The organism is Bacillus nitratireducens, assembly GCF_036320425.1.
In the GTDB taxonomy this organism is placed as follows: domain Bacteria; phylum Bacillota; class Bacilli; order Bacillales; family Bacillaceae_G; genus Bacillus_A; species Bacillus_A nitratireducens.
The window spans coordinates 233,081-258,996 of record NZ_JAUMJO010000003.1; the positions used below are offsets into that span (position 1 = coordinate 233,081).

At 35.4% G+C, this 25,916-nt stretch carries 35 protein-coding genes and 1 pseudogene; 23 read left to right on the forward strand and 13 right to left on the reverse strand.

What is annotated here, in order from left to right; translation table 11 throughout:
- Positions 1–17: 17 nt before the first annotated feature.
- The 3 genes from tpx to ackA all read left to right on the forward strand — a co-directional run bounded on the left by tpx (position 18) and on the right by ackA (position 3,209).
- Positions 18–518: a thiol peroxidase gene (tpx, locus tag Q3V31_RS13100; RefSeq protein ID WP_000024524.1), complete on the forward strand. Its 501-nt coding sequence runs from the start codon at positions 18–20 to the stop codon at positions 516–518.
- A 211-nt stretch (positions 519–729) separates the two neighbouring features.
- Positions 730–1,716, forward strand: coding sequence for a class I SAM-dependent methyltransferase (locus tag Q3V31_RS13105; RefSeq protein WP_000076016.1), 987 nt, complete (start codon positions 730–732; stop codon positions 1,714–1,716).
- Positions 1,717–2,015: 299 nt separating this feature from the next.
- Entirely contained in the window at positions 2,016–3,209 is a 1,194-nt protein-coding gene (gene ackA / locus Q3V31_RS13110) for an acetate kinase (protein WP_000034571.1), read from the forward strand.
- A gap of 23 nt (positions 3,210–3,232) precedes the next feature.
- Here ackA and Q3V31_RS13115 read toward each other — a convergent pair whose 3' ends face one another.
- Complete coding sequence (locus tag Q3V31_RS13115; protein ID WP_000283493.1) at positions 3,233–3,667, reverse strand: NUDIX hydrolase; 435 nt, start codon at positions 3,665–3,667, stop codon at positions 3,233–3,235.
- Between the two features lie 72 nt (positions 3,668–3,739).
- Entirely contained in the window at positions 3,740–4,375 is a 636-nt protein-coding gene (locus tag Q3V31_RS13120) for a DUF1796 family putative cysteine peptidase (RefSeq protein ID WP_001054286.1), read from the reverse strand.
- A 137-nt stretch (positions 4,376–4,512) separates the two neighbouring features.
- Between Q3V31_RS13120 and Q3V31_RS13125 the strand changes: the two genes are divergently transcribed.
- A complete protein-coding gene (locus Q3V31_RS13125) occupies positions 4,513–5,346 on the forward strand; it encodes an EcsC family protein (RefSeq protein ID WP_001256862.1) in 834 nt (277 codons plus the stop codon).
- 32 nt (positions 5,347–5,378) lie between these two features.
- Here Q3V31_RS13125 and Q3V31_RS13130 read toward each other — a convergent pair whose 3' ends face one another.
- Positions 5,379–6,041, reverse strand: a complete 663-nt coding sequence (locus tag Q3V31_RS13130) for a YitT family protein (RefSeq protein ID WP_001244528.1) — start codon at positions 6,039–6,041, stop codon at positions 5,379–5,381.
- 853 nt (positions 6,042–6,894) lie between these two features.
- Here Q3V31_RS13130 and Q3V31_RS13135 point away from each other — a divergent pair.
- On the forward strand, positions 6,895–7,089 hold the full coding sequence (locus tag Q3V31_RS13135; protein WP_000910278.1) for a hypothetical protein: 195 nt from the start codon (positions 6,895–6,897) through the stop codon (positions 7,087–7,089).
- Positions 7,090–7,117: 28 nt separating this feature from the next.
- Here the strand turns inward: Q3V31_RS13135 and Q3V31_RS13140 are convergent, their stop codons facing one another.
- On the reverse strand, positions 7,118–7,435 hold the full coding sequence (locus Q3V31_RS13140) for a hypothetical protein (RefSeq protein ID WP_000759797.1): 318 nt from the start codon (positions 7,433–7,435) through the stop codon (positions 7,118–7,120).
- Between the two features lie 166 nt (positions 7,436–7,601).
- Between Q3V31_RS13140 and Q3V31_RS13145 the strand changes: the two genes are divergently transcribed.
- Both Q3V31_RS13145 and argH read left to right on the forward strand, forming a co-directional pair.
- Positions 7,602–8,807 (forward strand): argininosuccinate synthase, encoded by a 1,206-nt coding sequence (locus Q3V31_RS13145; protein ID WP_000412335.1) that lies wholly within the window; start codon positions 7,602–7,604, stop codon positions 8,805–8,807.
- Positions 8,804–10,192 carry an argininosuccinate lyase gene (argH, locus tag Q3V31_RS13150; protein ID WP_016130328.1) on the forward strand — a complete coding sequence of 463 codons (1,389 nt, stop codon included), beginning with the start codon at positions 8,804–8,806 and terminating at the stop codon, positions 10,190–10,192. The genes Q3V31_RS13145 and argH overlap by 4 nt, the downstream gene beginning before the upstream one ends.
- Before the next feature lie 57 nt (positions 10,193–10,249).
- Here the strand turns inward: argH and Q3V31_RS13155 are convergent, their stop codons facing one another.
- Together Q3V31_RS13155 and Q3V31_RS13160 are read right to left on the reverse strand one after the other, a co-directional pair.
- Entirely contained in the window at positions 10,250–10,816 is a 567-nt protein-coding gene (locus Q3V31_RS13155; protein ID WP_329765399.1) for a DinB family protein, read from the reverse strand.
- 94 nt (positions 10,817–10,910) lie between these two features.
- Positions 10,911–11,090, reverse strand: a complete 180-nt coding sequence (locus tag Q3V31_RS13160) for a hypothetical protein (protein ID WP_000342972.1) — start codon at positions 11,088–11,090, stop codon at positions 10,911–10,913.
- Between the two features lie 95 nt (positions 11,091–11,185).
- Between Q3V31_RS13160 and Q3V31_RS13165 the strand changes: the two genes are divergently transcribed.
- Positions 11,186–11,881, forward strand: a complete 696-nt coding sequence (locus Q3V31_RS13165; protein ID WP_001252921.1) for a hypothetical protein — start codon at positions 11,186–11,188, stop codon at positions 11,879–11,881.
- Between the two features lie 41 nt (positions 11,882–11,922).
- On the opposite strand, the gene Q3V31_RS13170 is transcribed toward Q3V31_RS13165, so the two are convergent.
- Positions 11,923–12,381 carry a universal stress protein gene (locus Q3V31_RS13170; protein ID WP_001066676.1) on the reverse strand — a complete coding sequence of 153 codons (459 nt, stop codon included), beginning with the start codon at positions 12,379–12,381 and terminating at the stop codon, positions 11,923–11,925.
- A gap of 147 nt (positions 12,382–12,528) precedes the next feature.
- On the opposite strand from Q3V31_RS13170, the gene Q3V31_RS13175 reads away from it, so the two are divergent.
- Both Q3V31_RS13175 and ald read left to right on the forward strand, forming a co-directional pair.
- On the forward strand, positions 12,529–13,320 hold the full coding sequence (locus tag Q3V31_RS13175) for an SDR family oxidoreductase (protein ID WP_329765401.1): 792 nt from the start codon (positions 12,529–12,531) through the stop codon (positions 13,318–13,320).
- A 213-nt stretch (positions 13,321–13,533) separates the two neighbouring features.
- Entirely contained in the window at positions 13,534–14,667 is a 1,134-nt protein-coding gene (gene ald, locus Q3V31_RS13180; protein WP_001219388.1) for an alanine dehydrogenase, read from the forward strand.
- A 51-nt stretch (positions 14,668–14,718) separates the two neighbouring features.
- Here the strand turns inward: ald and Q3V31_RS13185 are convergent, their stop codons facing one another.
- On the reverse strand, positions 14,719–15,144 hold the full coding sequence (locus tag Q3V31_RS13185; protein WP_088009219.1) for a hypothetical protein: 426 nt from the start codon (positions 15,142–15,144) through the stop codon (positions 14,719–14,721).
- Positions 15,141–15,356: a helix-turn-helix transcriptional regulator gene (locus Q3V31_RS13190; protein ID WP_000615651.1), complete on the reverse strand. Its 216-nt coding sequence runs from the start codon at positions 15,354–15,356 to the stop codon at positions 15,141–15,143. The genes Q3V31_RS13185 and Q3V31_RS13190 overlap by 4 nt, the downstream gene beginning before the upstream one ends.
- 179 nt (positions 15,357–15,535) lie before the next feature.
- Between Q3V31_RS13190 and Q3V31_RS13195 the strand changes: the two genes are divergently transcribed.
- From Q3V31_RS13195 to Q3V31_RS13220, 6 genes and pseudogenes are all read left to right on the forward strand, one after another.
- Entirely contained in the window at positions 15,536–15,958 is a 423-nt protein-coding gene (locus tag Q3V31_RS13195) for a hypothetical protein (protein ID WP_090814259.1), read from the forward strand.
- A gap of 44 nt (positions 15,959–16,002) precedes the next feature.
- Entirely contained in the window at positions 16,003–16,335 is a 333-nt protein-coding gene (locus Q3V31_RS13200) for a cupin domain-containing protein (RefSeq protein WP_329765403.1), read from the forward strand.
- Positions 16,332–17,120, forward strand: a complete 789-nt coding sequence (locus Q3V31_RS13205; protein ID WP_000736480.1) for a GNAT family N-acetyltransferase — start codon at positions 16,332–16,334, stop codon at positions 17,118–17,120. Before Q3V31_RS13200 ends, Q3V31_RS13205 begins: the two co-directional genes overlap by 4 nt.
- 2 nt (positions 17,121–17,122) lie before the next feature.
- Positions 17,123–17,467 (forward strand): DUF6176 family protein, encoded by a 345-nt coding sequence (locus tag Q3V31_RS13210; RefSeq protein WP_001100238.1) that lies wholly within the window; start codon positions 17,123–17,125, stop codon positions 17,465–17,467.
- Positions 17,468–17,622: 155 nt separating this feature from the next.
- Positions 17,623–17,895: pseudogene (locus Q3V31_RS13215) on the forward strand (anti sigma factor C-terminal domain-containing protein); the annotation flags it as partial.
- Between the two features lie 63 nt (positions 17,896–17,958).
- A complete protein-coding gene (locus tag Q3V31_RS13220; RefSeq protein ID WP_001248910.1) occupies positions 17,959–18,165 on the forward strand; it encodes a hypothetical protein in 207 nt (68 codons plus the stop codon).
- A gap of 14 nt (positions 18,166–18,179) precedes the next feature.
- On the opposite strand, the gene Q3V31_RS13225 is transcribed toward Q3V31_RS13220, so the two are convergent.
- Complete coding sequence (locus Q3V31_RS13225) at positions 18,180–19,007, reverse strand: DUF2785 domain-containing protein (protein WP_000941480.1); 828 nt, start codon at positions 19,005–19,007, stop codon at positions 18,180–18,182.
- An 89-nt stretch (positions 19,008–19,096) separates the two neighbouring features.
- Here Q3V31_RS13225 and Q3V31_RS13230 point away from each other — a divergent pair, with 89 nt between their 5' ends.
- Together Q3V31_RS13230 and Q3V31_RS13235 are read left to right on the forward strand one after the other, a co-directional pair.
- Positions 19,097–19,471, forward strand: a complete 375-nt coding sequence (locus Q3V31_RS13230; RefSeq protein WP_000816834.1) for a hypothetical protein — start codon at positions 19,097–19,099, stop codon at positions 19,469–19,471.
- 20 nt (positions 19,472–19,491) lie between these two features.
- Positions 19,492–19,875, forward strand: coding sequence for a DUF3221 domain-containing protein (locus Q3V31_RS13235; protein ID WP_001081408.1), 384 nt, complete (start codon positions 19,492–19,494; stop codon positions 19,873–19,875).
- Positions 19,876–19,895: 20 nt separating this feature from the next.
- Here the strand turns inward: Q3V31_RS13235 and pepQ are convergent, their stop codons facing one another.
- The gene (gene pepQ, locus Q3V31_RS13240; protein ID WP_329765406.1) at positions 19,896–20,993 is read right to left on the reverse strand and encodes a Xaa-Pro dipeptidase; all 1,098 of its coding nucleotides are present in this window, start codon (positions 20,991–20,993) and stop codon (positions 19,896–19,898) included.
- 149 nt (positions 20,994–21,142) lie between these two features.
- Between pepQ and Q3V31_RS13245 the strand changes: the two genes are divergently transcribed.
- A complete protein-coding gene (locus Q3V31_RS13245) occupies positions 21,143–21,826 on the forward strand; it encodes a metal-dependent hydrolase (RefSeq protein ID WP_016130322.1) in 684 nt (227 codons plus the stop codon).
- Between the two features lie 39 nt (positions 21,827–21,865).
- Here the strand turns inward: Q3V31_RS13245 and Q3V31_RS13250 are convergent, their stop codons facing one another.
- Entirely contained in the window at positions 21,866–22,027 is a 162-nt protein-coding gene (locus Q3V31_RS13250; protein WP_000984674.1) for a hypothetical protein, read from the reverse strand.
- Between the two features lie 244 nt (positions 22,028–22,271).
- Between Q3V31_RS13250 and Q3V31_RS13255 the strand changes: the two genes are divergently transcribed.
- The 3 genes from Q3V31_RS13255 to Q3V31_RS13265 all read left to right on the forward strand — a co-directional run bounded on the left by Q3V31_RS13255 (position 22,272) and on the right by Q3V31_RS13265 (position 24,449).
- Positions 22,272–23,585, forward strand: a complete 1,314-nt coding sequence (locus Q3V31_RS13255) for a CBS domain-containing protein (protein ID WP_000201570.1) — start codon at positions 22,272–22,274, stop codon at positions 23,583–23,585.
- A 155-nt stretch (positions 23,586–23,740) separates the two neighbouring features.
- Positions 23,741–24,064, forward strand: coding sequence for a hypothetical protein (locus Q3V31_RS13260; RefSeq protein WP_329765407.1), 324 nt, complete (start codon positions 23,741–23,743; stop codon positions 24,062–24,064).
- A 121-nt stretch (positions 24,065–24,185) separates the two neighbouring features.
- Positions 24,186–24,449 (forward strand): DUF3949 domain-containing protein, encoded by a 264-nt coding sequence (locus tag Q3V31_RS13265; RefSeq protein ID WP_000093645.1) that lies wholly within the window; start codon positions 24,186–24,188, stop codon positions 24,447–24,449.
- A gap of 7 nt (positions 24,450–24,456) precedes the next feature.
- Here the strand turns inward: Q3V31_RS13265 and Q3V31_RS13270 are convergent, their stop codons facing one another.
- The gene (locus Q3V31_RS13270; RefSeq protein ID WP_001144758.1) at positions 24,457–24,762 is read right to left on the reverse strand and encodes a YtpI family protein; all 306 of its coding nucleotides are present in this window, start codon (positions 24,760–24,762) and stop codon (positions 24,457–24,459) included.
- Positions 24,763–24,918: 156 nt separating this feature from the next.
- Between Q3V31_RS13270 and Q3V31_RS13275 the strand changes: the two genes are divergently transcribed.
- The gene (locus Q3V31_RS13275; RefSeq protein ID WP_000545126.1) at positions 24,919–25,851 is read left to right on the forward strand and encodes a DHH family phosphoesterase; all 933 of its coding nucleotides are present in this window, start codon (positions 24,919–24,921) and stop codon (positions 25,849–25,851) included.
- Positions 25,852–25,916 lie beyond the last annotated feature (65 nt).

Here is a 25,916-nt window from a genome sequence, read left to right on the forward strand (position 1 = left end):
TAAGGGAGGATTTTTAAGTGGCAAATGTAACTTTTAAAGGTAACCCAATGACTTTAGTTGGAACAGAAGTTAAAGTTGGCGATCAAGCACCTAACTTCCAAGTATTAGCAAACGACTTATCTCCAGTAAGTTTAGAAACATACAAAGGCGAAGTGAAATTAATTAGTGTTGTACCTTCAATCGACACAGGTGTTTGTGATGCACAAACACGTCGTTTTAACCAAGATGCAGCAGGTATTGAAAACGCGAAAGTATTAACAATTAGCGCTGATTTACCATTCGCTCAAAAACGCTGGTGTGCAGCAAACGGTTTAGAAAATGTTGTAACACTTTCTGATCACCGTGACCTTTCTTTCGGTGAAGCTTACGGCTTAGTAATGAAAGAACTTCGTTTACTTGCTCGTGCAGTATTCGTAGTAGATAGCAATGACAAAGTAGTTTACGCAGAATACGTAGGCGAAGGTACAAGCCATCCAAACTATGAAGCAGCATTAGAAGCAGCTAAATCTGCGAAGTAATGTAAATGAAGACGACCTCTCATTAAAGTTTTACTTTAGAAGAGGTCGTCTTTTCTCATATATTGTTAACTGAACCAATATATGAGAAAAGACGTTACATCATAAACAACTTGAAGGGGAGCTCTTTGCAAGAGGTCGCTTTTTCTTTTGGGAAAAATTTAGATTATGGTATGATGTAAGTTATGTGTAAAAGAGAGAAGGAGGAATGTACGTGAGTCAGGCAGTAGAAACATTATTTTCTATTTTTGATTCTTCTACGGTAGTTTTACGTAAAGAATTAGATGTAACATATTTAGAGGCGCTTGTAGAAACAGGTGATAACTTGTTTGAGGGAGCGATTTTACAAGAGGAATTATCCGAATCAACAATTGAAAGGTTGAATCGTGAATATAGTACGTTTAATGAAGAAACATATAAAGGGGAAGAAATTCGTAAAGCATTTCAGCTAGCCATTTTAAAAGGAATGAAAGAAGGCGTGCAAGCGAATCATGAAATGACGCCTGATGCAGTTGGAATGTTCATGAGTTATTTATTCCATAAATTTATGCAAGGGCAAAAAGAAATTACAGTTTTAGACCCTGCAATTGGAACAGGTAACTTAATGACTACAATATTTAATGGTGCCAAAGAAGAACTAGCAATGAGTGGATTTGGTGTAGAAGTGGATGAAGTACTAATTAAACTTGCTTTAGTAAATGCGAATTTACAAAAGCATGCAATTGAATTCTTCCACCAAGATGGACTAGCACCACTTTATATCGATCCAGTTGATGCAGTCGTTTCAGATTTACCAATTGGTTACTATCCAAATGAAATCGGTGCAAGTGAATATACGTTAAAAGCAAATGAAGGAATGTCATATGCGCATCACTTATTTATTGAACAAAGTGTGAAACATACGAAAGAAGGCGGGTATTTATTCTTCTTAGTACCAAACTTCATTTTTGAAAGTGATCAAGCGCCAAAATTACATGCATTTATTAAAGAAACATGCTTTATTCAAGGTTTGTTACAGCTACCTGTTTCCATGTTTAAAAACGAGAAAAATGCAAAAAGTATATTTGTTCTCCAAAAGAAAGGTCCTAGTGTAATAATGCCAAAACAGGCGTTATTAGTGGAGTTACCTAAATTCTCCAACATGAAGGCGATGGAGAACATTATGGATCAATTAAATACTTGGTTTGCAACACATAAATAAGGTAAGTTATATGTAACAGGGGTAGTGATTAATGTAGTACAGATTTATAGGATTTGTCATATTTTTTAATATATACAAGATTTAACTGAATTTTTTTGAAATCTGTAATATATTTTTTTTCTTGGTGTTACAATTTTTTCACTTGAAATATATGTCGGACGATGTTTAAATTAAAATCGTGAGTATAAAATTTACTGATGATGAAACGTTTTCATATTGAGTGAATTTAATTAGATAAAATCGAGCGGTTTGTGGAATGATCCACACAACTACCAAGAGAAAAAGGGGCGAAAGACTAGATGTCAAAAATCATCGCGATTAACGCAGGAAGCTCTTCCTTAAAATTCCAATTATTTGAAATGCCAAGTGAAACAGTATTAACAAAAGGTTTAGTAGAACGTATCGGTTTAGAAGATAGTATCTTCACTATTACTGTAGATGGCGAAAAACAAAAAGAAATTACAAACATCCCAGATCACGCAGTAGCAGTTAATATGCTTCTTAAGAAGTTAACTGAAAACGGAATCGTAAAATCTCTTGATGAGATTGGCGGTATCGGTCACCGTGTTGTACACGGCGGCGAAAAATTTGCTGATTCTGTTTTAATTACTGATGAAGTATTAGCTGATATCGAAGAATTAAGCGATTTAGCACCACTTCACAACCCAGCAAACCTTGTTGGTATTAAAGCATTCCAAGAAGTACTACCAAACGTACCAGCAGTAGCAGTATTCGATACAGCATTCCACCAAACAATGCCGGAATCTGCATTCCTATACAGCTTACCATATGAGTACTATGAAAAATTCGGTATCCGTAAATACGGTTTCCACGGAACTTCTCATAAATACGTAACTGAGCGTGCGGCTGAACTATTAGGTCGTCCACTTGAAAGCTTAAGCCTACTTTCTTGTCACTTAGGTAACGGTGCAAGTATCGCAGCAGTAGAAGGCGGAAAATCAATCGATACTTCTATGGGCTTCACTCCACTTGCTGGTGTAACAATGGGTACACGTTCTGGTAACATTGACCCTGCGTTAATTCCATACATCATGGAAAAAACAGGCCAAACAGTAGAAGAAGTAGTTAGCGTATTAAACAAGAAGAGTGGTATGTTAGGTCTTACTGGTTACTCTAGTGACCTACGTGACATCATTGCGAAAGAAGAAGAAGGCGACCACCGTGCGAAAGTAGCACTTGATGTATTCGTAAGCCGTATCCACAAATACATCGGTTCTTACACTGCTCGTATGAAAGGTGTAGACGCAATCATCTTCACAGCTGGTGTAGGTGAAAACAGTGCAATTATTCGTGAACGCGTATTAGAAGGCCTTGAGTACATGGGCGTATACTTCGACGTAAAACGTAATAATGTATTCGGTGAAGAAGCATTCATCAGCTTCCCACACTCTCCAGTAAAAATTATTGTAATTCCAACTGACGAAGAAGTTATGATCGCTCGTGACGTACTACGTCTTGGAGACATTGGTTAATATATGAAAAGAAAGACGAGACCCTATAGGATCTCGTCTTTTTTCTTTTGTATATAGTTTAAAATGCCATCCGGATATAGTACTTTTTCCTTCTGAGTGAATGCAGTAATGGGAACCCATTTTGCGTATGATACTGTTTTTTCATCTTGTATATTCAGTATTTCCATTTCATATAGTGATGTGTCTAGTAAACGTAAAGAATATAGTTGAATAATTTCATGACCAATTTCTCCATCAAGATGAAAGATGTTTTCTAAGCAGCCTAAATAATGGGTGATTTCTACTTCTGTATGAAGCTCTTCTTTAAATTCACGAATAACGGTATGTGTTGATTTTTCACCAAGTTCAATTGAACCGCCAAGAGGTCGGTAAAATGTTTCATCGGCTGTATGATATTCTTGTACGAGAAGGCGATCTTGATGTGTAGCAAGACCAAAAGCTTTTGCACGTGGATACATATTGCAATCGCTCCTTATTTGTTTTGTATAAGGATAATTATAAGGCAGTGTGTAATAAAAAGTATCGTGTATTTAACAGTGTGGTCTAATCGTGATCCCATCAAATAAGTCATTCCAAAATGCTTCATTGTACTGGTATACGTCCATAATAGGGCATTTCAGAACGCAAATATTTTGTAATCCCCAATCTTCTTCTACAACAGTTGGTACATCTTCAGGAATGAGTAATAGGACAGAGAATGTATGTTTAACTATTTGAGATAAAATGTGTTCCAAGGAACGTGCTTCTTCATATGTTCCTCCAGTTCGAATGAATAATATTGATTCTTCCATTTCAATTGTAGTTAGAAAACGATTAATCCGATGCTCATAATTTAATTTAATATCTGTATAGGAAGGCCAAGAAGTGGGTGTATTTACATCTGTTTTAAAGTCATGACAGGAGTCGATTTCATAAAGCTTGTCTCTTAGTCGTAACTTAGCATTATCATCCCAAAATGAGATGAAAGACAAATTTTCTAATTCTAAAAAACGGTGAAAGCGATTTTGTAATAATAAATTTACTTTCTCTAATGAAGGACTTAGCATAAAATCAATAACGCCAAAAAATGGTGATAATTTGAATTGAAATAATGCCCAAGCAGGCCAACAGTTTTGTCCTAAGCTGAATACTGCATTATAATTTTGTTTTATATTGGATAGATTCATGTGAGTCATCTCATCCTTTTTGCTAATATTTTATGTCATTAAAAAATGGTATGTGAATAAAGATAGACAAGCATATTTGCAAAGAACAAGCGGAAATATGTTACAATGGAAAAAAATCGAACGAGGTGGTTGTTGCGATGCGATCGAAGCGAGAACAAGCCATTTTAGACAATATAAAAGAGTGGGAAGGGCAATTAGTAGAGCAAGAAGCGACTGACTTTCAAAAGATGTTTGATAAGTGGTTGCATACGACAATTGCGAAACTGCCTGAGAAAAAACGAAAAGACTTTTTTACGAAAGCAGATGGATGGCTCTTTCATTTGCATGCGCTTATTCAAAGTTCACAATCACAGCTAGATGCACGTAATCGTATTTTAGGAACGTCGAGAGTATTTGATGAATCCATTGAGCAACTTGAAGATTTGAAGGCGTTATCTATTGATCAATTAACATACATAGCAGAGCAGCAAACAGCACGTCATCGCCTATATTCATTCGTACAAGGCGGAGCAACTGGTGCTGGTGGTTTATTATTATTAACGGCTGATTTTCCGGTTATGATTGCGTTAAATGTGAAGGCTGTACAACTTGTTGCGACATCATTTGGGCATGATGTGAACAAGCCGTATGAAATGATGCTTGCATTAAAAGTATTCCATGCATCATTATTACCGGCGAGACTTCAGCAATATGCATGGTACAATTTACTGAGGGAACTCGAACAAGAGGATTCATTCTTCTATGAAGGAGACGAAGCGGTGTTAAAGCCAGCTTCTACTGAGGTTGTATTAAAACAAATTTTGAAGACGTTTTCGATTTATGCTCTTCGTCGTAAATTATTCCAAGGAATTCCTGTACTCGGAATGGCAATTGGCTCTACAGTGAACTATCGCTTAACGAGGAATGTTACTGAATTTGCAAATAAGTTTTATCAAGTACGCTACATATTAGAAAAAGAAAAGAGAGCATGAAAAAAAAGCGAGAGGCCGAAGCCTTTCGCTTTTTAGTTTGTCGCATGTTTTTTGGACATTGGAATAGATACTGGTTGCTTTGCTGCTTTCTTTTCTGTTTTTGGATAGTAAATTAAATCCAACGTTTTTGCCTGTACGGCAATCGAAAGAATAGTAAAAGCAATTTCTGTCCAATTTAAATAATATAATGAAAGCGCAAGAACAATCGCGTCAAAGACGAAGAAAATTTGCCCAATTGTAAAACGAGTTCGTTTACTTAATACAATTGTTAAAATATCGTCTCCACCGGTTGCACCGCCAAATCGCAATATAAAACCGAGTCCAATACCAGCTAACGCACCGCCAACTACTGCAGCTATAAATAAATTATTTGATAAATCTACCGTAAAAGGAGAATAATTTTCCATAAGGGAATAAAATGCTCCGAATGAAAGTGAACCTAAGAATGAATAGCCAACCATTTTTCTACCTAAAAATGAAGCACATAGTAAAATAATAGGGATATCCATTAATACAGTTGAAATAGATGGTGAAATATCATAAAAATTTTGGATAAATAGTGCAATTCCTACAAAGCCACCTTCTGTTAAGTGGTTTTGGAAGTGAATGTGATATAGCGCTGCTGCTAAAATAAATGAACCGATTAAAACCATAAAAACTTCTTTAATAATTTGTCGACTTTGGATGTTCCTCATCGTTATTCCTTCTTTCCGTAGTTAGTAGTCCTTGTTGTGTTGTAAACTAACTACGAGCTCACATGTAGCTTTCAGTTAGTTTACGAAAAAAACTAACTACGCTATATGTCGCTGAAGAAATAACGAATAATCCTCTCGTCCATCAATTCTCCCTACCTTCGTTTTAGTTTAAGTCTTAAAACGACTAAACAAAACGTGGAGTAGGATTCTTCATTTAGCAATCCTGCTCTTCTTTGTTTTGCTTAGCTAGTAACAATTAAGTCCTAAACAAAACGCTATGTGTAAGAAGAGTCTTTTTTTTGCCAAATTATCCTTCGGGCAATCATAATTTCCCCACTCTCGTATTTTTTTCGCTAGACTAAAGTATCTGAGCTGAAAAATACGCTACGTGTATGATTCGTCAATACGATGCCACATGCTCCTTCGAGCGATCATGATATCAAAATCCCTTCCTTCAAGATTTATATTATTATATCATACTTTCAAAAAATGTATGCGGATGGAAACCGACAATAAACGGAGGAAATCTACAAAAATTATTATGTTTAAATATTTTTGTAGAAAAGCCTAAGTTATTTTGCAGAATTGGACGGTTTTTAAAAGTTTGTCCAATAAGTAAGAAAGGAATGGCGTTTATTCAGTTGTATCTTTCTGGTCACCTTTATCTTTAAAAAACGTATCCCAGCTAATCACACTTAAAAAAGTTAAAGCGATAATAATGAAAGCTCGCATGAAGTTGAGACCTCCTTTTGTACATAGTATATGAATAATTTGTTTCGGAATGTGTCATTTTTTTACAAGTCTTACTTGTTATGAGATATATCAATATAGATAGATGAAAGGGAGAGAAGATATGCTAAAAGACATGTTTAAAAGAAAAGAATTAATATGCGTTTCATGTCAGAAAAAGATTCAATATGAAGAAGAGCTCGTTGCTTTTGTAAAGTTGCCAAAGGAAAGAAGTATATTAGTTGGACCGTTTGATGTGTGTTTGGCGAAAACAGCACAAGAAATATATTGTAAATCGTGTTACGACAAAAAAGCATGACCCAAAGTAATTGAGGGGCATGCTTTTTTCATTGGTGTGCTTTTCCCTCAGATACATTTTGAGTGAGTCGATACCAAAGCCAAAGGTCATTAATGATGGAAGCGAGATCGGCAATTTCTGAATTAAGTTTGCAAGAAATTTCGAAGTTTTCTTCGTTATTTAAATGATGCTGTTTTGCATTAATAGAGTGTTCGAGTTCTTTTATACGATCAGGAATCTTCCCGCGAACTTGCTCCCATTTTAATAAAATAGAATGCTGCGCTTGTTCAGAGATGTTTTCCCATTCGTCTTGTATGTTCGGCACTTCAATTCCTAGATGTTCATTGTATATAAAATACTTTTTCATAGACATCCCTCCATTTTCCTGCCTCTATTTTACATAAAAACAGAAAGAAGTTCGATGAAATTGTTTGAAAAAATTTGAAAATGACCCTTGATACATTTTGTAAAAGGTGTTAAAGTGTGAATTATTATAAAAGAAAATGAATATTTATTCTTTAGGGGGATGCAAAATGGAGAAGAAAAAAGTTGTGTTAGCATATTCTGGAGGTCTTGATACTTCCGTTGCAATTAAATGGTTACAAGAGAAGAATTATGATATTATCGCGCTTTGCTTAGATCTAGGGGAAGGTAAAGACTTAGCGTTTGTAAAAGAAAAAGCACTTTCAGTAGGTGCAATTAAATCGTATATGGTGGATGTTCAAGAAGAATTCGCGAATGAATATGCATTGATGGCGATGCAAGCACACACATTATACGAAGGGAAGTATCCTCTTGTCTCTGCATTATCTCGTCCGCTTATTGCGAAAAAGTTAGTGGAAATTGCAGAACAAGAAGGCGCAACTGCAGTTGCACATGGATGTACAGGGAAAGGGAATGACCAAGTTCGTTTTGAAGTTTCTATTCAAGCATTAAATCCTTACTTAGAAGTGATTGCACCTGTGCGTGAATGGAAATGGTCACGTGAAGAAGAAATTGCATATGCAAAAGAAAATGATGTACCAATTCCGATTAATTTAGATAGCCCATTTTCAATTGATCAAAACTTATGGGGACGCAGCAACGAATGTGGAATTTTAGAAGATCCATGGGCAGCGCCGCCAGAAGATGCATATGAGATGACATTGGCATTAGAAGATACACCGAATAAACCAGAATTTGTAGAAATCGGCTTTGAAGCAGGCGTACCAACGACCTTAAATGGCACTGCATATCCACTTTCAGAATTAATTAAAACGTTAAATGCGCTTGCTGGAAAACACGGCGTTGGACGTATCGATCACGTAGAAAATCGTCTTGTCGGTATTAAATCTCGTGAAGTATACGAATGCCCAGCAGCAATGACGTTAATTACAGCACATAAAGAGCTAGAAGATTTAACACACGTAAAAGAAGTAGCACATTTTAAACCGGTGATTGAGCAGAAAATAACAGAACTTATTTATAACGGTTTATGGTTCTCTCCTTTAAAACAAGCGCTCCATGCATTTTTACAAGAGACGCAAAAGAATGTAACAGGTACAGTGCGTGTGAAATTATTTAAAGGTCATGCGATTGTAGAAGGACGTAAATCTGAGTACTCTTTATACGACGAAAAGCTAGCAACATATACTGCCCAGGACGAATTTAATCATGATGCAGCAGTTGGATTCATTTCGTTATTTGGTTTACCGACGAAAGTATACAGCCAAGTGAATCAAAAGAAGGTGGAAGCGTGAGCAAACTTTGGGGCGGACGTTTTACAGAAGAGGCGGAGGCATGGGTTGAAGAGTTTGGAGCATCCATCTCCTTCGATCAACAATTAGTAAATCAAGATATAAATGGGAGTATTGCACACGTAACGATGCTAGCAAAGCAAGGCATCGTTACGAAAGAAGAAGCCGAGAAAATAAAGATAGGTCTTCAATATTTATTAGAAGAAGCGAAACAAAATAAATTGCATTTTTCAGTTGAAGCTGAAGACATTCATTTAAATATCGAAAAGATGTTAATTGAAAAAATCGGTGAAGTAGGAGGGAAACTTCATACTGGCCGAAGCCGTAATGATCAAGTAGCGACAGATATGCATTTATATTTAAAAGAAAAAGTAGAACATATTATAAAAGCTACAAAACAATTGCAAACCGTTCTTGTTCATCAAGCGGAAAATAACATTGAAACAATTATGCCTGGCTATACGCACTTGCAGCGTGCCCAGCCGATTTCATTTGCGCATCATATTCTTGCTTACTTTTGGATGTTAGAGCGCGATGTGAATCGTTATGAAGATTCGTTAAAGCGTATTAACATTTCACCATTAGGGGCAGGAGCACTAGCTGGTACAACATTCCCGATTGACCGAGAATATAGTGCGGAGCTTCTTGGATTTAATGGAATCTATGAAAATAGTTTAGATGCGGTAAGTGATCGTGATTTCATACTGGAGTTTTTAAGTAACTCATCTATGCTTATGATGCACTTATCACGCTTTTGCGAAGAACTTATTTTGTGGAGTAGTCAAGAGTTTCAATTTATTGAAATGAGCGATCAATACGCAACAGGAAGCAGTATTATGCCGCAGAAGAAAAATCCGGATATGGCGGAACTTATTCGTGGTAAAACGGGCAGAGTATACGGTAATTTATTCAGTTTACTTACAGTAATGAAAGGATTGCCGCTCGCTTACAATAAAGACTTACAAGAAGATAAAGAAGGAATGTTTGATACAGTGAAAACAGTAGAAGGATGCCTTCATATTATGGCAGGCATGATTGAAACGATGACTGTAAACAAAGAAAAAATGGGGCAAGCTGTGACGCAAGACTTTTCTAACGCAACAGAAATTGCCGACTATTTAGCAAGCAAGGGACTGCCGTTCCGTCAAGCACATGAAATTGTCGGGAAACTAGTTCTTCATTGTACGCAAAAAGGAATCTATTTATTAGATGTACCACTTGAAACGTATAAAGAAATGAGTCCGTTATTTGAAGAAGATTTATATGAAGTTCTTTCACCTTATGCAGCTGTAAAGCGCCGTAACAGTGCTGGTGGGACAGGGTTTAAGCAAATTGAAAAGGCTTTGGAGAAGGCGAAGGGGTTAGTTGGAGAGTTTGTTGGAAGTTAAATGATGCATGATATAGAAGGTAAGGTGCTTTTTTAGAAGTACCTTACCTTTTTGTGTTTAGATTTTTAGGTATGTATCTATCATTTCATAATTGTTTTTCATAATCATAAAGTGATGCATCTCATGTATCGCTAATAGCTGAATAGATTGAATAAGGTTAGGGTAGTGAGCAATTGGATCTAAAAATACGATATGACCTGCAATATTTTCTTCTATATTTTGAACTAGTTTCTTTATTTCATCTGTTTCACGTGAGAGTAATTCTTCTAATTCGTTTACATTCATAGAGTAATAGATTTTTTTTGAAGGGATTAAAATCCAAGGAGCTTTCATTCCTTTACCGTGTTTTTCTTTATATTCGGCATAAATGTCATGTATGTCAGTTGCAAATGGGGTGTTTTTTCTTAGCTTGGCATAAGGGATAAGAGTGAAAGAGAATTTAATCGCTACTTTTAGCATCTTTGCAATTAAATATAAATGATAAAAGTGCTCACCGATAGACCATTTTCCATCCTCTTTCCTATACCATAGTTGTTCGTGTGAAAGGGAATGGAGATGAGGAAGGAACTCGTTCCTTTGTACATGTAATGTATGAAAATATTTTGAGATATTTTCAGATTGCATATTTTGGTATCCTCCATTTTTCCTAATTATAACATTTTTCGTATGAATTTAATTAAGCCTAGAACAATATGTTCTAGGCTTAAGGTTTTATCGATTAATCATACTTATGCCGATCTTTCGTAATTCGAATATACTCAATATCCATCAAGTCTCTAAGTAATGCACCATTACTTAGTTCCACACCATGTTTCTCTTTAAAATGTGTGCGGATCGTATGTAACATTTCGATTTCTTTCCCATTCACATCTAAAATAATACGTTCATAATCATCCATGTAGCATCCTCCTTTTCTAAACACATATATTTTGTCCGTCTATTTCTAAAAAATGTATGTTAATGTAATGTTAGGAAATGAGAAAGGAATGGAAAATGAGGCGTATTTATTTTGTAGGGTTAATTTTGTACACGCTAATTGTATTACACGTTGCATTCCCGATCGTATTTTCATTTGAGAATGTAGACACAGTACACGTTGCGATATTTATCTTTACTTTATTTGTGATAGATTGCTGTATTTCGATATGGCTTTCGAAAAGAAAAAATGTACAAGATAAAACAGAAATAGAACGGAAAAAGAGAAAACGTTCATTTTGGATGACAACGTATTGTTTTTCTTTAGTGATTGCTGCTGCATTTTTTAGTGAGCATATTCCACTAGAAAGATTGGATATTGAATTTTGGGCAATCGTATTTGCATGTTATTTTTTTATGCATTTTCTTCCTTATATGAAAGAAAGGCGAGGAGAAGAGGAAGATCCTATTGAAGAAGAAGTGAGAGAACAAGAGAGTAAGAAAATAGAAGAAGACATAAAGAAACTTGGCGAACAAAAGTGGTATTTGAAATCAAAAATCATATATGTTCTTTGCTTTATCACGCCGCCAATCGGTTATTTGTATGTATTCTGCCTTCGTAAAAAAATGACAGAAGATGCAAAGCAAACGTACTTAACGGTTGCGACGATAATGATGGCATTATGGTCTTTGAAGTTCCTGCCGCCCTATGTGTTGGCAGTTACCGTTGTTGTCGTGGCTTGTCTTGTATTTATAGTGAAGTTTGTGAAATGAAAAACACCAAGCCTATGTGGACTTGGTGTTTTATTTATGAATTAAAGATCACCTTGCTCCTCATCACCACGAACAACAAGGACATCGCATTTCGCATAGCGAATAATATGTTCAGAGACGCTACCAATTAGGAAACGTTCTACAGCATTTAAACCAGTTGCACCACACATAATTAAATCCACTTTATGGTTTGGAGCGATTTCTTTTGAAATTTTAGATTTAGGATTACCAAATTCTAATACAGTTTCCACTTTTTCAAGACCAGCTTCAAGCGCAGTTTTTTTGTAGTCTTCTAATAAGTCTTCTGCAAATAGATTTGCACGTTCAGCAATTGCGCGGCTATAAGCCTCTACTGCTGAGTATGCTTTTACATCAACGATATGAGCAATTGTTAATGTTGCGTTGTTTCGTTTTGCAACTTGAATTGCTTTTTTAAAGGCTTTTTCTGCTTCTTTAGAACCGTCCACCGCGATTAAAATATTTGTATATGTATTATTCATAGTAAATTCCTCCCAATCATTTTTATTACCGTTTACAACTTTATTATAAAACAAATTTTGGTAATGTGCTTGTCGGAAACGTTACAGAATTTTGAAAACTTTGCTTTAATTCATTTTAGTTGTAATTGAAGCGAGAACTTGTTACATATGGAGTATAGCAATTTAAAAGGAGGCATGTTTGTGAGACACGCGCTCATTACAGCCGGTACGAAAGGTTTAGGAAAGCAAGTAACAGAAAAGTTATTGGCTAAAGGATATTCAGTAACAGTAACATATCATAGCGATACAAGTGCTATGGAAACAATGAAAGAAACATATAAAAATATGGAAGAACGTCTACAGTTCGTGCAAGCTGATGTCACGAAAAAAGAAGATTTACATAAAATGGTAGAAGAAGCGATGAGCCGTTTTGGCAAAATTGACTTCTTAATTAATAATGCTGGTCCTTACGTATTTGAAAGGAAAAAATTAGTCGATTACGAAGAAGACGAATGGAATGAAATGATCCAGGGTAATTTAACAGCGGTGTTTCATTTATTAAAACTTGTCGTACCGATTATGAGAAACCAACAATTTGGCCGTATTATTAACTATGGATTTCAAGGGGCAGATAGTGCGCCTGGATGGATTTATCGTTCAGCCTTTGCAGCTGCGAAAGTCGGACTTGTTTCTTTAACGAAAACAGTCGCATACGAAGAAGCTGAATACGGTATTACTGCGAATATGGTATGTCCTGGTGATATAATTGGTGAAATGAAAGAGGCAACGATTGAAGAAGCACGAAATCTGAAAGGTAGTAACACACCAATTGGTAGATCTGGAACAGGTGAAGATATCGCAAGAACCATTTCGTTTTTATGTGAGGACGATTCTGATATGATTACGGGCACGATTATTGAAGTAACAGGTGCTGTTGATGTTATTCATAGACATCGATAGAATTAAATAAAGTGAAGTTTCAAATAATTGGACAGTTTATCCTTTATACTGAGAGGTACGGATAATACTGTCCTTTCATGTGAGATTAAATCTATCGGAAAACTTGTATTATTTTTTGTCAAATATTGAGATATTATGTTAGAATATAAGAGCGTAGAAAGCGCTTTAAAAAATGATTCAGGGGTCATTTCATAACTCAAGGGGGAACTAATAATGCGTATCGGTATTCCAACAGAAATTAAAAACAATGAAAACCGTGTGGCAATGACGCCAGCGGGAGCTGTACATTTAGTACAAAATGGTCATGAAGTTTTTGTTCAAAAAGGAGCAGGTATAGGATCAGGCTTTACAGATGAAGAATACGTACAAGCTGGTGCGAAACTTGTTGAAACTGCTGAAGAAGCATGGAATCAAGATATGGTTATGAAGGTAAAAGAGCCAGTTGCAAGTGAATACGGCTATTTCCGCGAAGGTTTAATTTTATTCACATACTTACACTTAGCTCCAGAACCAGAATTAACGAAAGCATTAATTGATAACAAAGTGGTATCAATTGCATACGAAACAGTACAATTAGACAATCGTTCTTTACCATTACTTGCACCAATGAGTGAAGTAGCTGGTCGTATGTCTGCACAAATCGGTGCACAATTCCTTGAGAAAAACAAAGGCGGTAAAGGTATCTTGCTTGCAGGCGTTCCAGGGGTGAAACGTGGCAAAGTAACAATTATCGGCGGTGGTCAAGCTGGTACAAACGCAGCGAAGATTGCAGTAGGTTTAGGTGCAGATGTAACAATCATCGACTTAAGTGCAGAACGTCTTCGTCAGTTAGATGACATTTTCGGAAACCAAGTAAAAACGTTAATGTCTAACCCGTATAACATTGCAGAAGCTGTAAAAGAATCTGATCTTGTAATCGGTGCAGTATTAATCCCAGGTGCAAAAGCGCCAAAACTTGTAACAGAAGAAATGATTCAATCAATGGAACCAGGTTCTGTCGTTGTAGATATCGCGATTGACCAAGGTGGCATTTTCGAAACAACTGACCGTATTACAACTCATGACAACCCAACTTACGAAAAACATGGCGTTGTTCATTATGCAGTTGCAAATATGCCAGGTGCGGTTCCACGTACATCAACGCTTGCATTAACAAACGTAACAGTACCATATGCAGTACAAATTGCTAACAAAGGCTACAAAGATGCTTGCTTAGGCAATGCTGCATTATTAAAAGGTATTAACACATTAGATGGATATGTAACATTCGAAGCAGTTGCAGAAGCTCACGGCTTACAATACGCTGATGCAAAAGAGCTTCTTGAAAAAGCTCCTGCTTTATCATAATAGAAATAAAATAAAGACCTTTCCTTTGTAGGAAGGGTCTTTTTGTTTAAATTAATTATCTAATTTCTTCACAATTTTCAAGCCGAACATCATTGTGAAGAAAAGAATTCCAAACAAGTAATACAGGGCATACTCTACTCGTATCGTCGAATTTTCGTTGGTGATATATAAAACAAATAGTATCGCAGAGCCGATTAAATGAGAGAGACCGAAAATTTGGGCCATAAGCTTTAAACTCATTTTCTCAATTCGTTCATCCATCTCAGGTAATGGGTATTTCTCGGATCCTTTCTTTTTTTTCTTAAAGAATATTCGTTTCACTACAAATAGTACCAAGGCTAAGAGTATGTATACGGCAGCGAATAGAAGGACAGAACGAATCTTTTCTTCATCACTACTATTGAAATAAAGAAAAATCGATCCTAACACTAAAATGATAAGATCTGAAAAGAATTCTTGATTAAAAGTATTTTTCATTCTTTTTCCTCCCCAGTTTTATCTAATTGAAATAAATCTTCTACTTTACAGTTGAAAAACTCACATAATTTCAATGCTAATTCTAAACTTGGGTTGTATTTATTCTTCTCGATAGCGATGAGGGATTGTCTAGTGATTTGAACAGAGGAAGCTAATTGCTCTTGGGTGATGTCTCTAACGACGCGGAATTGTTTTACTTTATTTTGTATCAAATATACAAAGTCTCCTTTTTGTAAATTTGTTACATTTATTATATCCATTTTTAGGGAATAAGTAAATAAAACTTTACAAAAAGTAAACAAAACTTTACGAGAAATATAGCTTGTTTTGATGTTGTTTTTTGTGATAATTTGGAATTAAATGAAAATTAAAAGTCAAAAGAGGAGATTTGATGGGGAGCAAAAATAGAAAGAAAAAGCAAGCTAGGAGACAGAAATACATAAAGAAAAAACAGGAACAGAACATACCAATTTCAAAAAAAGTAGTCATTATGATAGAAAAAACATTTCGGTATATTTGTATGGCCCTGTATGTAATTTTGTGTCTTTATTCAGCTAGGGTGTTTTACAGTTTTGGGATAACCCCCAATATTATTGAGAATGTTTTTGGATATATCCTTGTCGCAATAGAGTTAGTCTTATTCTTTATATTATTTAATAAAGTGTGGCCTAGTCATGAAAGTAAAAAAGATAGAAAAAGAAGTGAAAAATCTTCATACGCTTCAAGCTCATCAAGTGGATTCGGTGACTACAGTAGCAACGATTGTAGCAGCTCAAGTGATGGTGGAGGAGATTGCGGAGGTGGTGGAGATTAAGTTAGTTTTTCAGAAGAACGACTAATGAAAGGGTGGGATAAAGGGTGGAAACTGTGAATTTAATAGAATTAACAAAGGACATTCAAGATCAACATAAAAACTTCGTCGTTTCAAATGTGAATAATCATTGCTTACGAATCGCTGTATTTACTGGTGAATATGATTGGCACTACCATTCTAATTCGGATGAATTATTTATTGTGTTAGAGGGAGAATTACTTATCGATTTTCAAGATGGAGAAACGGCGGTTTTAAAGCCAAATGATTCGATTTTAATTCCAGCATGCAAGATTTATAGAACGAGAGCATTAAAGAGAACGGTAAATCTTTGTTTTGAAAATATAGAGGCTGATACGATTGTAGTGGAGCAACTATGAAAAAATTATCTATAGCCGAATATAGAAAAATTCTTCCGATTTTAGAAGGTAATACAAGAACGACGACTTTTGCTTATGCGGTATGTGATCAAATGATAGATGGTGATTTTTTTGTAAACGAGCAATTAACAGCAGGACTAATCATCACAGTAAACGGTATTTATTATTTGTTTGGTGATGCTCATGATTCAAGTTATAACGAAGCTGTATTTTCGTATATAAAAACGGCTATTGAAAAAACAGAGAAACGATTTACATTATTCACTTCTAGTGTAGAGTGGGAAATGATGATTGAAGAGCATTTTAGTAATACACTTCGGAAAATCCCACGAATGAAATTTCAAAGAGGGATTTTGGAAGATAGAAAACGATATGTAAATAAAAATACATATGAAGTTAAGCGTATTGATAGGGAAGATATAGAACGAAGCAATGAATTTACAGAGGACTATTACAAAGAGTATTGGGGATCAAAAGAAGCGTTTTTAAATGGTGGATTTGGTTTTTGTATAGAGCAAGATGGGGTGATTGTAGCCGAATGTGTTTCAATATTTAGTGGGAATGGATTTGCTGAAATTGATATTGCGACGCATAAAGCATATCAAGGGAAAGGATTAGCCCAAGCAGTTGCAACACGGTTCATGGAACATTGCATGCAAAATGATATTACACCGTGCTGGGATTGTTATGTAGACAATATTCCTTCGCGAAAATTAGCTAGTAAATTAAGTTTTCATAACCCGATAGAATATAGTTTATTTGTACGTAAGAGAACGGGGGAATAAAAATGAATGTGGAGTTAACGAGATTTAACGTGAAACAAGGTAAAAGTCATCGTGTAGATGAATGGATGCAGCTTCTTAATGACAATATGAAAGAAGTGCTTTTGACACTAAACGACGAAAAGATGTACGTTGAGACAATTTTCCGGGAAATAAGAGACGGAGAAGAGTACTTATATTGGTATTCTGTGCAAGGGGAAGGTGGGGCTCTTGTCGAAAATTCTCATCATGAAATTGATAAAAAGCACTTAGCGTTTTGGTATGAGTGTATTGATGAAGAAGCGCCGGCTATTGATATGAAAACAGAAGTCGTTATGATTCAAGATGTTGTGAAAGAAGCGATGAAATAATAGAATAATATTTTTGTGAGAAGTGCATCAAAATGGATGTGCTTTTTATTATGAAAAATTTTTCGGAAAGGCTGTATACATTGTGTGCTCTCAAACGTTGAGTATATAGAAAGGAGAGCTAGATGAGTCATGATACGTTTGAATCATTATTAATAGAGAAATCAAAAGCTGTGTTTGGATTTCAGGGGAGTTATGCTGATAGAAAGGCGAGTACGAGTTGATTGGTTCTATGAAATCTTTAAGTGAAAATAAAGGGGGGATATCAAGAATATTTTAGGACAAACTATGATGAGATGAAAAACTTCGAATCAAAAGACCTACCAATATATGGTGTATTTGTAACAGGCAAAACAGAGGATTTACAAAGTTTACAAGGAGCACCATATATTAAGGCTGCTGTTAGAGGTGTAACAGTTGAGAAATATTGATTACAAGTAATTAATGTGAATAATCAGAAAATTTATGTTATAATATGGGAAAAGGAGGTTTATATGAGGCAAATACATGGAGCAATTTATATTTACATAACAATGTTTTTCGTAGGCGCATCTTATGGTTTAGGGCATGTGTATTCGCATCCTGTATTAACCTTTTTGAGTGGAGCATGTATGGTGATTGCGTTTCTTGTCCACCTTTTCTCAGTTTGGATCGTGAAATTTCAAATAAATATTAGTGAAATAGAAGAAGGCACTTTTTAAGGTGCCTTCTTTTTTTAATAATATTTGGGAAGCTCTTGCAATAATTTTTCAATTTCGCATTCGGTTTCTTTACATATAGAAAGTGTGCGTAGTCTGAAAAATAAGCTGCGTAAGAAAGATTTTATATTTCCGTATAGGTACTCGTACGATTCGATATGTAATGTTTGTTTTTGGACGGGTAATTGAGCTACTAAATCATGAAGGGCTAATATGAGTACCTCTTCCTTTAGACCATTTTGTAGCATTGCGACAATCGGATAAATGAGACGCTCGTCTTCTTCATATTTGTAATAGATGGAATGGACACAAACTTTGTTTAATAAAGTTTGTAATATTTCTTCGTAATATAAAGTTTCCAGTTTAGGACTACGAACGAGCGCCTCAAATGTATCAGAAGCGTGAGCGATACTATGTGCCCAGCCGTGGTCTTGAACATATCCACGGAAATCATGTTCATTGTTCATATATAGAATTAATTGATCTTTTACAGTTAAAATATCAGTCTGTGATAAGAAATTATATTTTGTATCAGCATCAATAATGAGCGCAAGTAATAATGTTGTAAATGCACGGGTAAATACAGCATCTTTGTCGTCTGAATGAATGTTATACAATAAATATTTTTCACTAATGCTTTCTAATAATAATTTCTGTAAGTGTGTGTGTGAAATGTAGTCCTTTTTGATGAGATGGTAAAAAGTAGAGTAAATAAGTTTGTCTCTTAAATAGCTATCAGTAACACCGATGTGCTCAAGCATATTTGAACTTAAAGAATCAATGTTAATTGTGTTATCCATTATGTAATTATTATTACGAATTTCTTCTAACTGTTGTTGTAACATATAAACCTCCTATTTTAGAAAATTCTGTATTTTAATAGTATAATAAGAGGAAGAAATAGACAATAAATGCTTTTGAATGGAGGGGCATGATGAAGAGAGCATTAGTCTTTTTTATTACTATTTTCTTTTTAGGGAGTTGTTCAATTTGGTATGTTACTTTTTCTAGCGAGAGCAAAAGTTGGACGGGACAATATAAGGGCTATATTAAGGATGACAGTGAAGATGGAATGTTTACATTTCAGTATAAGGGCGGAGATGGAAATACAGAATTTAAAAATTTAGAGATTGCTATTAATGAAGCGTTTCGTACAATGACACAAACGTCAGAAAGTCATAAAGGGGCAAGGATTGAAATGAAATCATCTTGTGTAAGTTGTGCGCCTCTATCTAAAGATGAACCGATAGAGGTTGTGATTAAATGGGATGATAAGTATGAAGAGAAGATGGTTTTAAAGCGGAAATAGCGAAGAGCAAGGGATTAAAAATGAATAGAAATATGAAAATTTCTATTCATATATTTTTAAGTGTACTTCTAATCATATTATCAGCGTGTACTACGAAAACAGTAGAGCAAGTAGGAGTAAAAGAAGAACCTAAAGAAGGGTATGTAATATTGAGAAATGGCACAATATTTTTTGAAAGTGATAAAACTTTTAAAACAAAAGTAGAGTTGCAAAATTATATGGAACAACAAATGAATAAAGAGCATCCATCACATACAGTCTTGAGTTTTAAGAATAAAGACGCATATAATCAATTAAAAACAGGGGATAAAATAAAAGTATGGTCTTCTCAAATATTAGAAAGCTATCCAGCAAAAATGATTATAGAGAAATTTGAAATAGTAGAGAAGATAGAAAAAAGGTAGCGATCACGCTACCTTTTTTATTATTTCACAAATTGTAATTCTTTCGGGAACTTCGTTAAAATTTCTGATCCGTCTTTTGTGATATAAATATCATCTTCAATACGAACGCCACCTACGTTTGGTACGTAAATACCTGGCTCGATTGTGAAGACCATACCCTCTTTTAATGGAGACTCGTTACCAGCTTTTACATCTGGATATTCGTGTACGCTAATTCCAAGTCCGTGACCAAGGCGGTGTGGGAAGAAGTCGCCGTAACCTGCATCTGCGATAACAGAGCGAGCAGCGTTGTCGATTGCGCCAAGTGTAACACCTGGTTTACATGCTTCAACTGCTTGTAGTTGTCCAGCAAGTACAGTGTTATAAATGCGAGTTTGTTCTTCAGAAATGTCACCGAATGCTACTGTACGTGTAATGTCAGAGCAATAACCTTCAATGATTACGCCTAAATCAAATAGTACGAAATCGCCGCGTTTCATTTTGTTGGCACCTGGAATACCGTGTGGAAGAGCAGAGTTTGCACCTGCTAATACCATCGTATCGAATGACATTTTATGGATGCCTTTTGTTTTTAATTTATGCTCAATAATTGCTAATACTTCTAGCTCGCTGCGATTTTCTTTAATTGCATTTACACCCACTTCAACAGCATAGTCTGCCATTTTAGCTGCTTCGCGTAAAATAGAAAGTTCTTTTTCGTCTTTAATTAAGCGAAGCTCGCGAACTTTCTCTTCAGCTGATTTGAAAGCTGCATTTGGGAATAATTTTGTTAATTCTTCGTAACGTTCTACGTTTAAATGTTCTTTTTCAATTGCAACTGCATTTGCATTGATGCCGCGGTCTTTAATTGCTTTTGCAATCATATCCCATGGTCTGTCAGTATCAGTAAATCCGATAATTTCATGTGCCCAGCCAGCGTTACGTGCTTGGCCTTCTTCCATTTTAGGACAAATTAAAATAGGTTCTTTTTCTTGGAACACAAACATACCAAGTAGTCTTTCATGTGGTTCACAATGGAAGTTCGTCATGTAGAAAACGTTTGGTGTAGAAGTTAAGAACGCAGCTTCTACGTTTTTTTCTTTTAGCCATTGCATTAAATTTTCTAATCTAGCATTCATCGATTGGCACCCCCGAGATATTTAATTACAAATATAACTTTACATCGGACGAAAGCGTTATGACAAGTAAATAGATGTGAGAAAAGACAGGGAATTAAGAAATCATGTAGAATAAAAAGTGTGAATGTGAATAGGGGAGGAATGTAATGATGAAAGTATCTTATCACGGGCATTCAGTTGTAAAGATTGAAACGAATGGAAAAGTTATTTTAATTGATCCATTTTTAACGGGAAATCCGAAAACAGATTTAAAGGCTGAAGATGTAAAAGTTGATGCGATTCTTTTATCGCATGGACATGGTGATCATGTCGGAGATACAGTAGAGCTTGCGAAGAAAAATAATGCAGTTGTTGTGGCACCATTTGAACTAGCGACATTTTTAAGTTGGCAAGGTGTAAATACACATCCGATGCATATTGGTGGTTCGCATGAATTTGACTTCGGCAAAGTGAAGTTTACACAAGCATTCCACGGTTCTAGTTATATTGATGAAGAAAATAAGACGATTACATATACAGGTATGCCAGCGGGTATTTTGTTTACATCGGACGAAAAAACTGTGTACCATGCAGGAGATACCGCTCTATTCTCTGATATGAAATTAATTGGGGAACTGAATAACATTGATGTAGCATTTTTACCAATTGGCGATAATTTCACAATGGGACCAGAAGACGCTGCTTTAGCTGCAAAATGGATTGGTGCGAAAACAGTTGTACCAATGCATTACAATACGTTCCCAGTTATCGAACAAGATCCATATCAATTTGTAGAAAAACTACAAAATTGTACAGGGAAAGTATTAAAAGCTGGAGAAAGTATTACATTATAAAAAAGAAACCCTTCATTTGAAAAGACAAGTGAAGGGTTTTTACGTGTTCAGTATAGCTTTGAAAGCTTGTGGTTGTTTTGGTGATTCTTTTCTTTTTGGAAGTGGCTGTTCAGGTGTTTCATTCAATTCCATCGCAACTTTTTTTCCATCCACGAAAGCTAAAAATACAGCACCTATAACCTCTAAAAATTTTCTCATCATTTATCCGCTCCTTTGTTTCATTTCTTGTCTTAATTGTATATTGAAGCGTCTGGACAAACTATCGAACGAGATGACAATACCATTACATTGTTGTAATAGAACGACGGGTGTAATGTAAGGAGTATTTTGTTATAAAAAAAATGGTACAGGTATATAAAGAGAGAGTGTAACAGTTTTGAAAATATAGTATACTGAAAATACAACACATGAAGAATTTAGGGAAAAGAAAGTATGGTGAAACCATTTGGCTACCAAGCATAATCAAATTTTAGAACATATTAATAGCCTGCCAGTAGGGCATAAAATTTCTGTGAGGCAAATTGCAAAAGATTTAGGTGTAAGTGAAGGGACAGCTTACCGTGCAATTAAAGATGCAGAAAATAAAGGGTATGTTAGTACAATTGAACGTGTCGGAACAATTCGAATTGAACAAAAGAAGAAAGAAAATATCGAAAAACTGACATATGCAGAAGTCGTTAACATTGTCGATGGTCAAGTACTTGGGGGCAGAGAAGGACTACATAAAACATTAAATAAATTCGTAATCGGAGCCATGAAATTAGAAGCGATGATGCGCTATACAGAAGCAGGGAACTTACTGATTATCGGTAACCGTACGAACGCGCATCAATTAGCATTAGAAGCTGGAGCTGCAGTGTTAATTACGGGCGGATTTGATACGGAAGATCATGTGAAGAAATTAGCAGACGAATTAAAGCTTCCAATTATCTCGAGTAGTTATGATACATTTACGGTCGCAACGTTAATTAACCGTGCAATTTATGATCAACTTATTAAGAAAGAAATTGTACTCGTTGAAGATATTTTAACGCCAATTGAAGAAACGTTATATTTAAAGCCAAATGATACAGTACAGCAATGGCATGCCTATAATGAAGAAACGATGCATGGACGTTATCCAATTGTTGATGAAAATAAAAAGGTGTTAGGTATCGTAACTTCAAAAGATATGATTGGTGTCGTAAAAGAAACACCAATTGATAAAGTGATGACAAAGCATCCGATTACGGTAAATGGAAAAATGTCTGTTGCAGCTGCGGCACGTATGATGGTATGGGAAGGTATTGAGTTACTTCCTGTTGTGGAAGAAGGGAATAAATTGCAAGGGATCATTAGTCGCCAAGATGTACTTCAGGCGCTGCAAATGATTCAGCGCCAACCACAAGTTGGCGAAACAATTGATGACATTGTAACAAATCAATTTATGACACCGAAAGAAGCGAAAAATGAGCATCTGTATCAATTTTCAGTGACGCCACAAATGACGAATTCAATCGGAACGTTATCTTACGGTGTATTCGCAACAATTGTGACAGAAGCGACAAACCGTGTTATTCGTGCGCAGAAGAAGAGCGATTTAATTGTTGAGAACTTAACAATTTATTTCGTAAAGCCGGTTCAAATTGATAATGTTGTATCGGTTCATCCGAAAGTATTAGAAATTGGCCGTAAATTTGGTAAGGTTGATGTGGAAGTGCATCATGAAGGTAATGTTGTCGGGAAAGCATTACTTATGGTGCAGTTAATCGATAAATAAAAAGATGGAACAAATCGTTTTGATTTGTTCCATCTTTTTTTGTTGAAAGGATAGAATCAAAAAAGAAAATAAATTGCGTATTATTTCATATTCATAGTAGAAATACTCGGGAATTTGAAAGTGGAGGAAATGTCGTAGTGATAAGGAGGTGTTGAATGGCTGGGATAATTTTCTTTTTAGTTGTCGTATGTATCATAATTGTTCATGTGTTAACACATAGAAGAATGAATGGTATTAAAAAGAAGTTGTATTTTGTAAGTTTGATTCTCGCAAGTATTGGTTCCTTTATTCCTATATCAGGAGAAAATGAGCCTGATTTCCTTTATTTTGGTGTACCAGCTGAAACGTTTGTTTATTATGGTGGTTGGGAAGTCTGGTTTAATCCATTAGGGTTTTTCTTTAACTTTATTTTGTTTTATTGGGTGTTGAAGCTGCTGCTAAAGATATGGGGGGGTTTTAGCTGGAAGACAAAGAAGTAGCAGGATATATATGTGGAGAAGTAATTATACGGTTAAAAATCAGAATATTAATTCAACTTTATTTTATACTATGTTATAATTGTATTGTAAGATAATGGATTTTCGGAAGGTGGTATACCATATGTCATCAGAATTACTCCTTTTTGGTGGTATCGCACTATTTTACTTTCTTGTAATGATACCGATTCAATATTTATATTTACAAGGACTGCATGAAAAAAAGAAACGAACAGGATTATCACAGCGAGAACTATATGAAAAGATGTCCTTTGAAGAAGAGCAATTACATTTTCATGTGCAAGGTAACCTCTTTAATATACCATCCGCGTTTGTTGCATATATGATTTTGAAAGTTAAGGGACGTAAAAAAGCATCACAATATTGATGCTTTTTTACGTTGTTTTATAAGATTCGGCTTCTTTGACTGCCAATGGTAGAAAGTGTTTATATTGGCGGAATCCATTAAATGTACTCGCGCTGCCAAATAAAATAAATAAAGCACCAACAATAATGCGGGCAGTTGAAAGTTCTAAAAAGAATTGGTTTATCCCGAAAAATAGGACGAATAAGCCGAGTGCCATTGCGGATTTTCCGGAGAGCCACCCTTTCTCCATCGGACGGTTTGTACGAAAGAATTTTGTTTTATAGAAAAGATACAACATAAATGAGACGATAATACAAAAGACTAATACTGGCATAATGCACACTCCCATCGCTTCGTATAAAATGGTAAAGAAAAAGAAATATCTAAACTTTCTAATTTTTATTATAAAGCAATTGTTCGCATGTATGAAATATTTTCCGTTATAATGGGGGATAAAGTGAAGAAGTTGAATAAAAAGGAGATTATACATATGCATGAGCAAATTTTAGGAGCAATTAAAGAGTTTGATACGATTATTATTCATCGTCATGTACGTCCAGATCCAGATGCATTAGGTTCTCAGTGCGGTCTTGGTACAATTCTACAAGAATCGTTTCCAGAGAAAAATATTTATATGGTTGGGTACAATGAACCGTCTTTATCATTTTTACGAGTAATGGATGATATTGAAGATAGTGTATATGAAAATGCACTTGTTATCGTTTGTGATACTGCGAACCAAGAGCGTGTTGACGATCAACGCTATACAAAAGGAAAGATGTTAATTAAAATTGATCATCATCCGAATGAAGATCCATACGGAGATATTACGTGGGTGGATACGACAGCTAGTTCTACAAGTGAAATGATTTATGAGTTTTACAGTTATGGAAAAGATAAAGGATTAAAGATAACAACAGAAGCAGCTCGCCTTATTTTAGCGGGTATTGTCGGTGATACAGGTCGTTTCTTATTCCCGAATACAACAGCAAAAACACTTCGTTACGTAAGTGAGCTCGTTGACATGGGTGTTAAATTCACAGATTTATACAATGAAATGTATAAGACGAAAGAAAAAATTGCTCGTTTAAACGGTTATATTTTACAAAACTTTACGATGGTAGAAGAAGGTGCAGCGTATATTAAATTAACGAAAGAGGTACTAGAAGAGTTTGATGTACTTCCTTCTGAAGCATCTGGTGTTGTCGGAGCGCTTGGTAATATTGACGGATTAAAGGCGTGGGTTCTATTTTTAGAGGAAGGCGATGTGATTCGTGTTCGTCTTCGTTCAAAAGGACCAGTTATTAATAAATTAGCAATGCAATATAATGGTGGAGGACATCCGATGGCTTCGGGTGCAAAAGCATCTTCTTGGGAAGAAGCGGATCGTCTTTTTGCTGATTTACGTGAGCTGTGTAGATAAAAAGTGTATGTCGAACGAAAGAGAAGGAGGGGCACTGAAGCCCTCCTTTTTTGTTTTTAAATCTA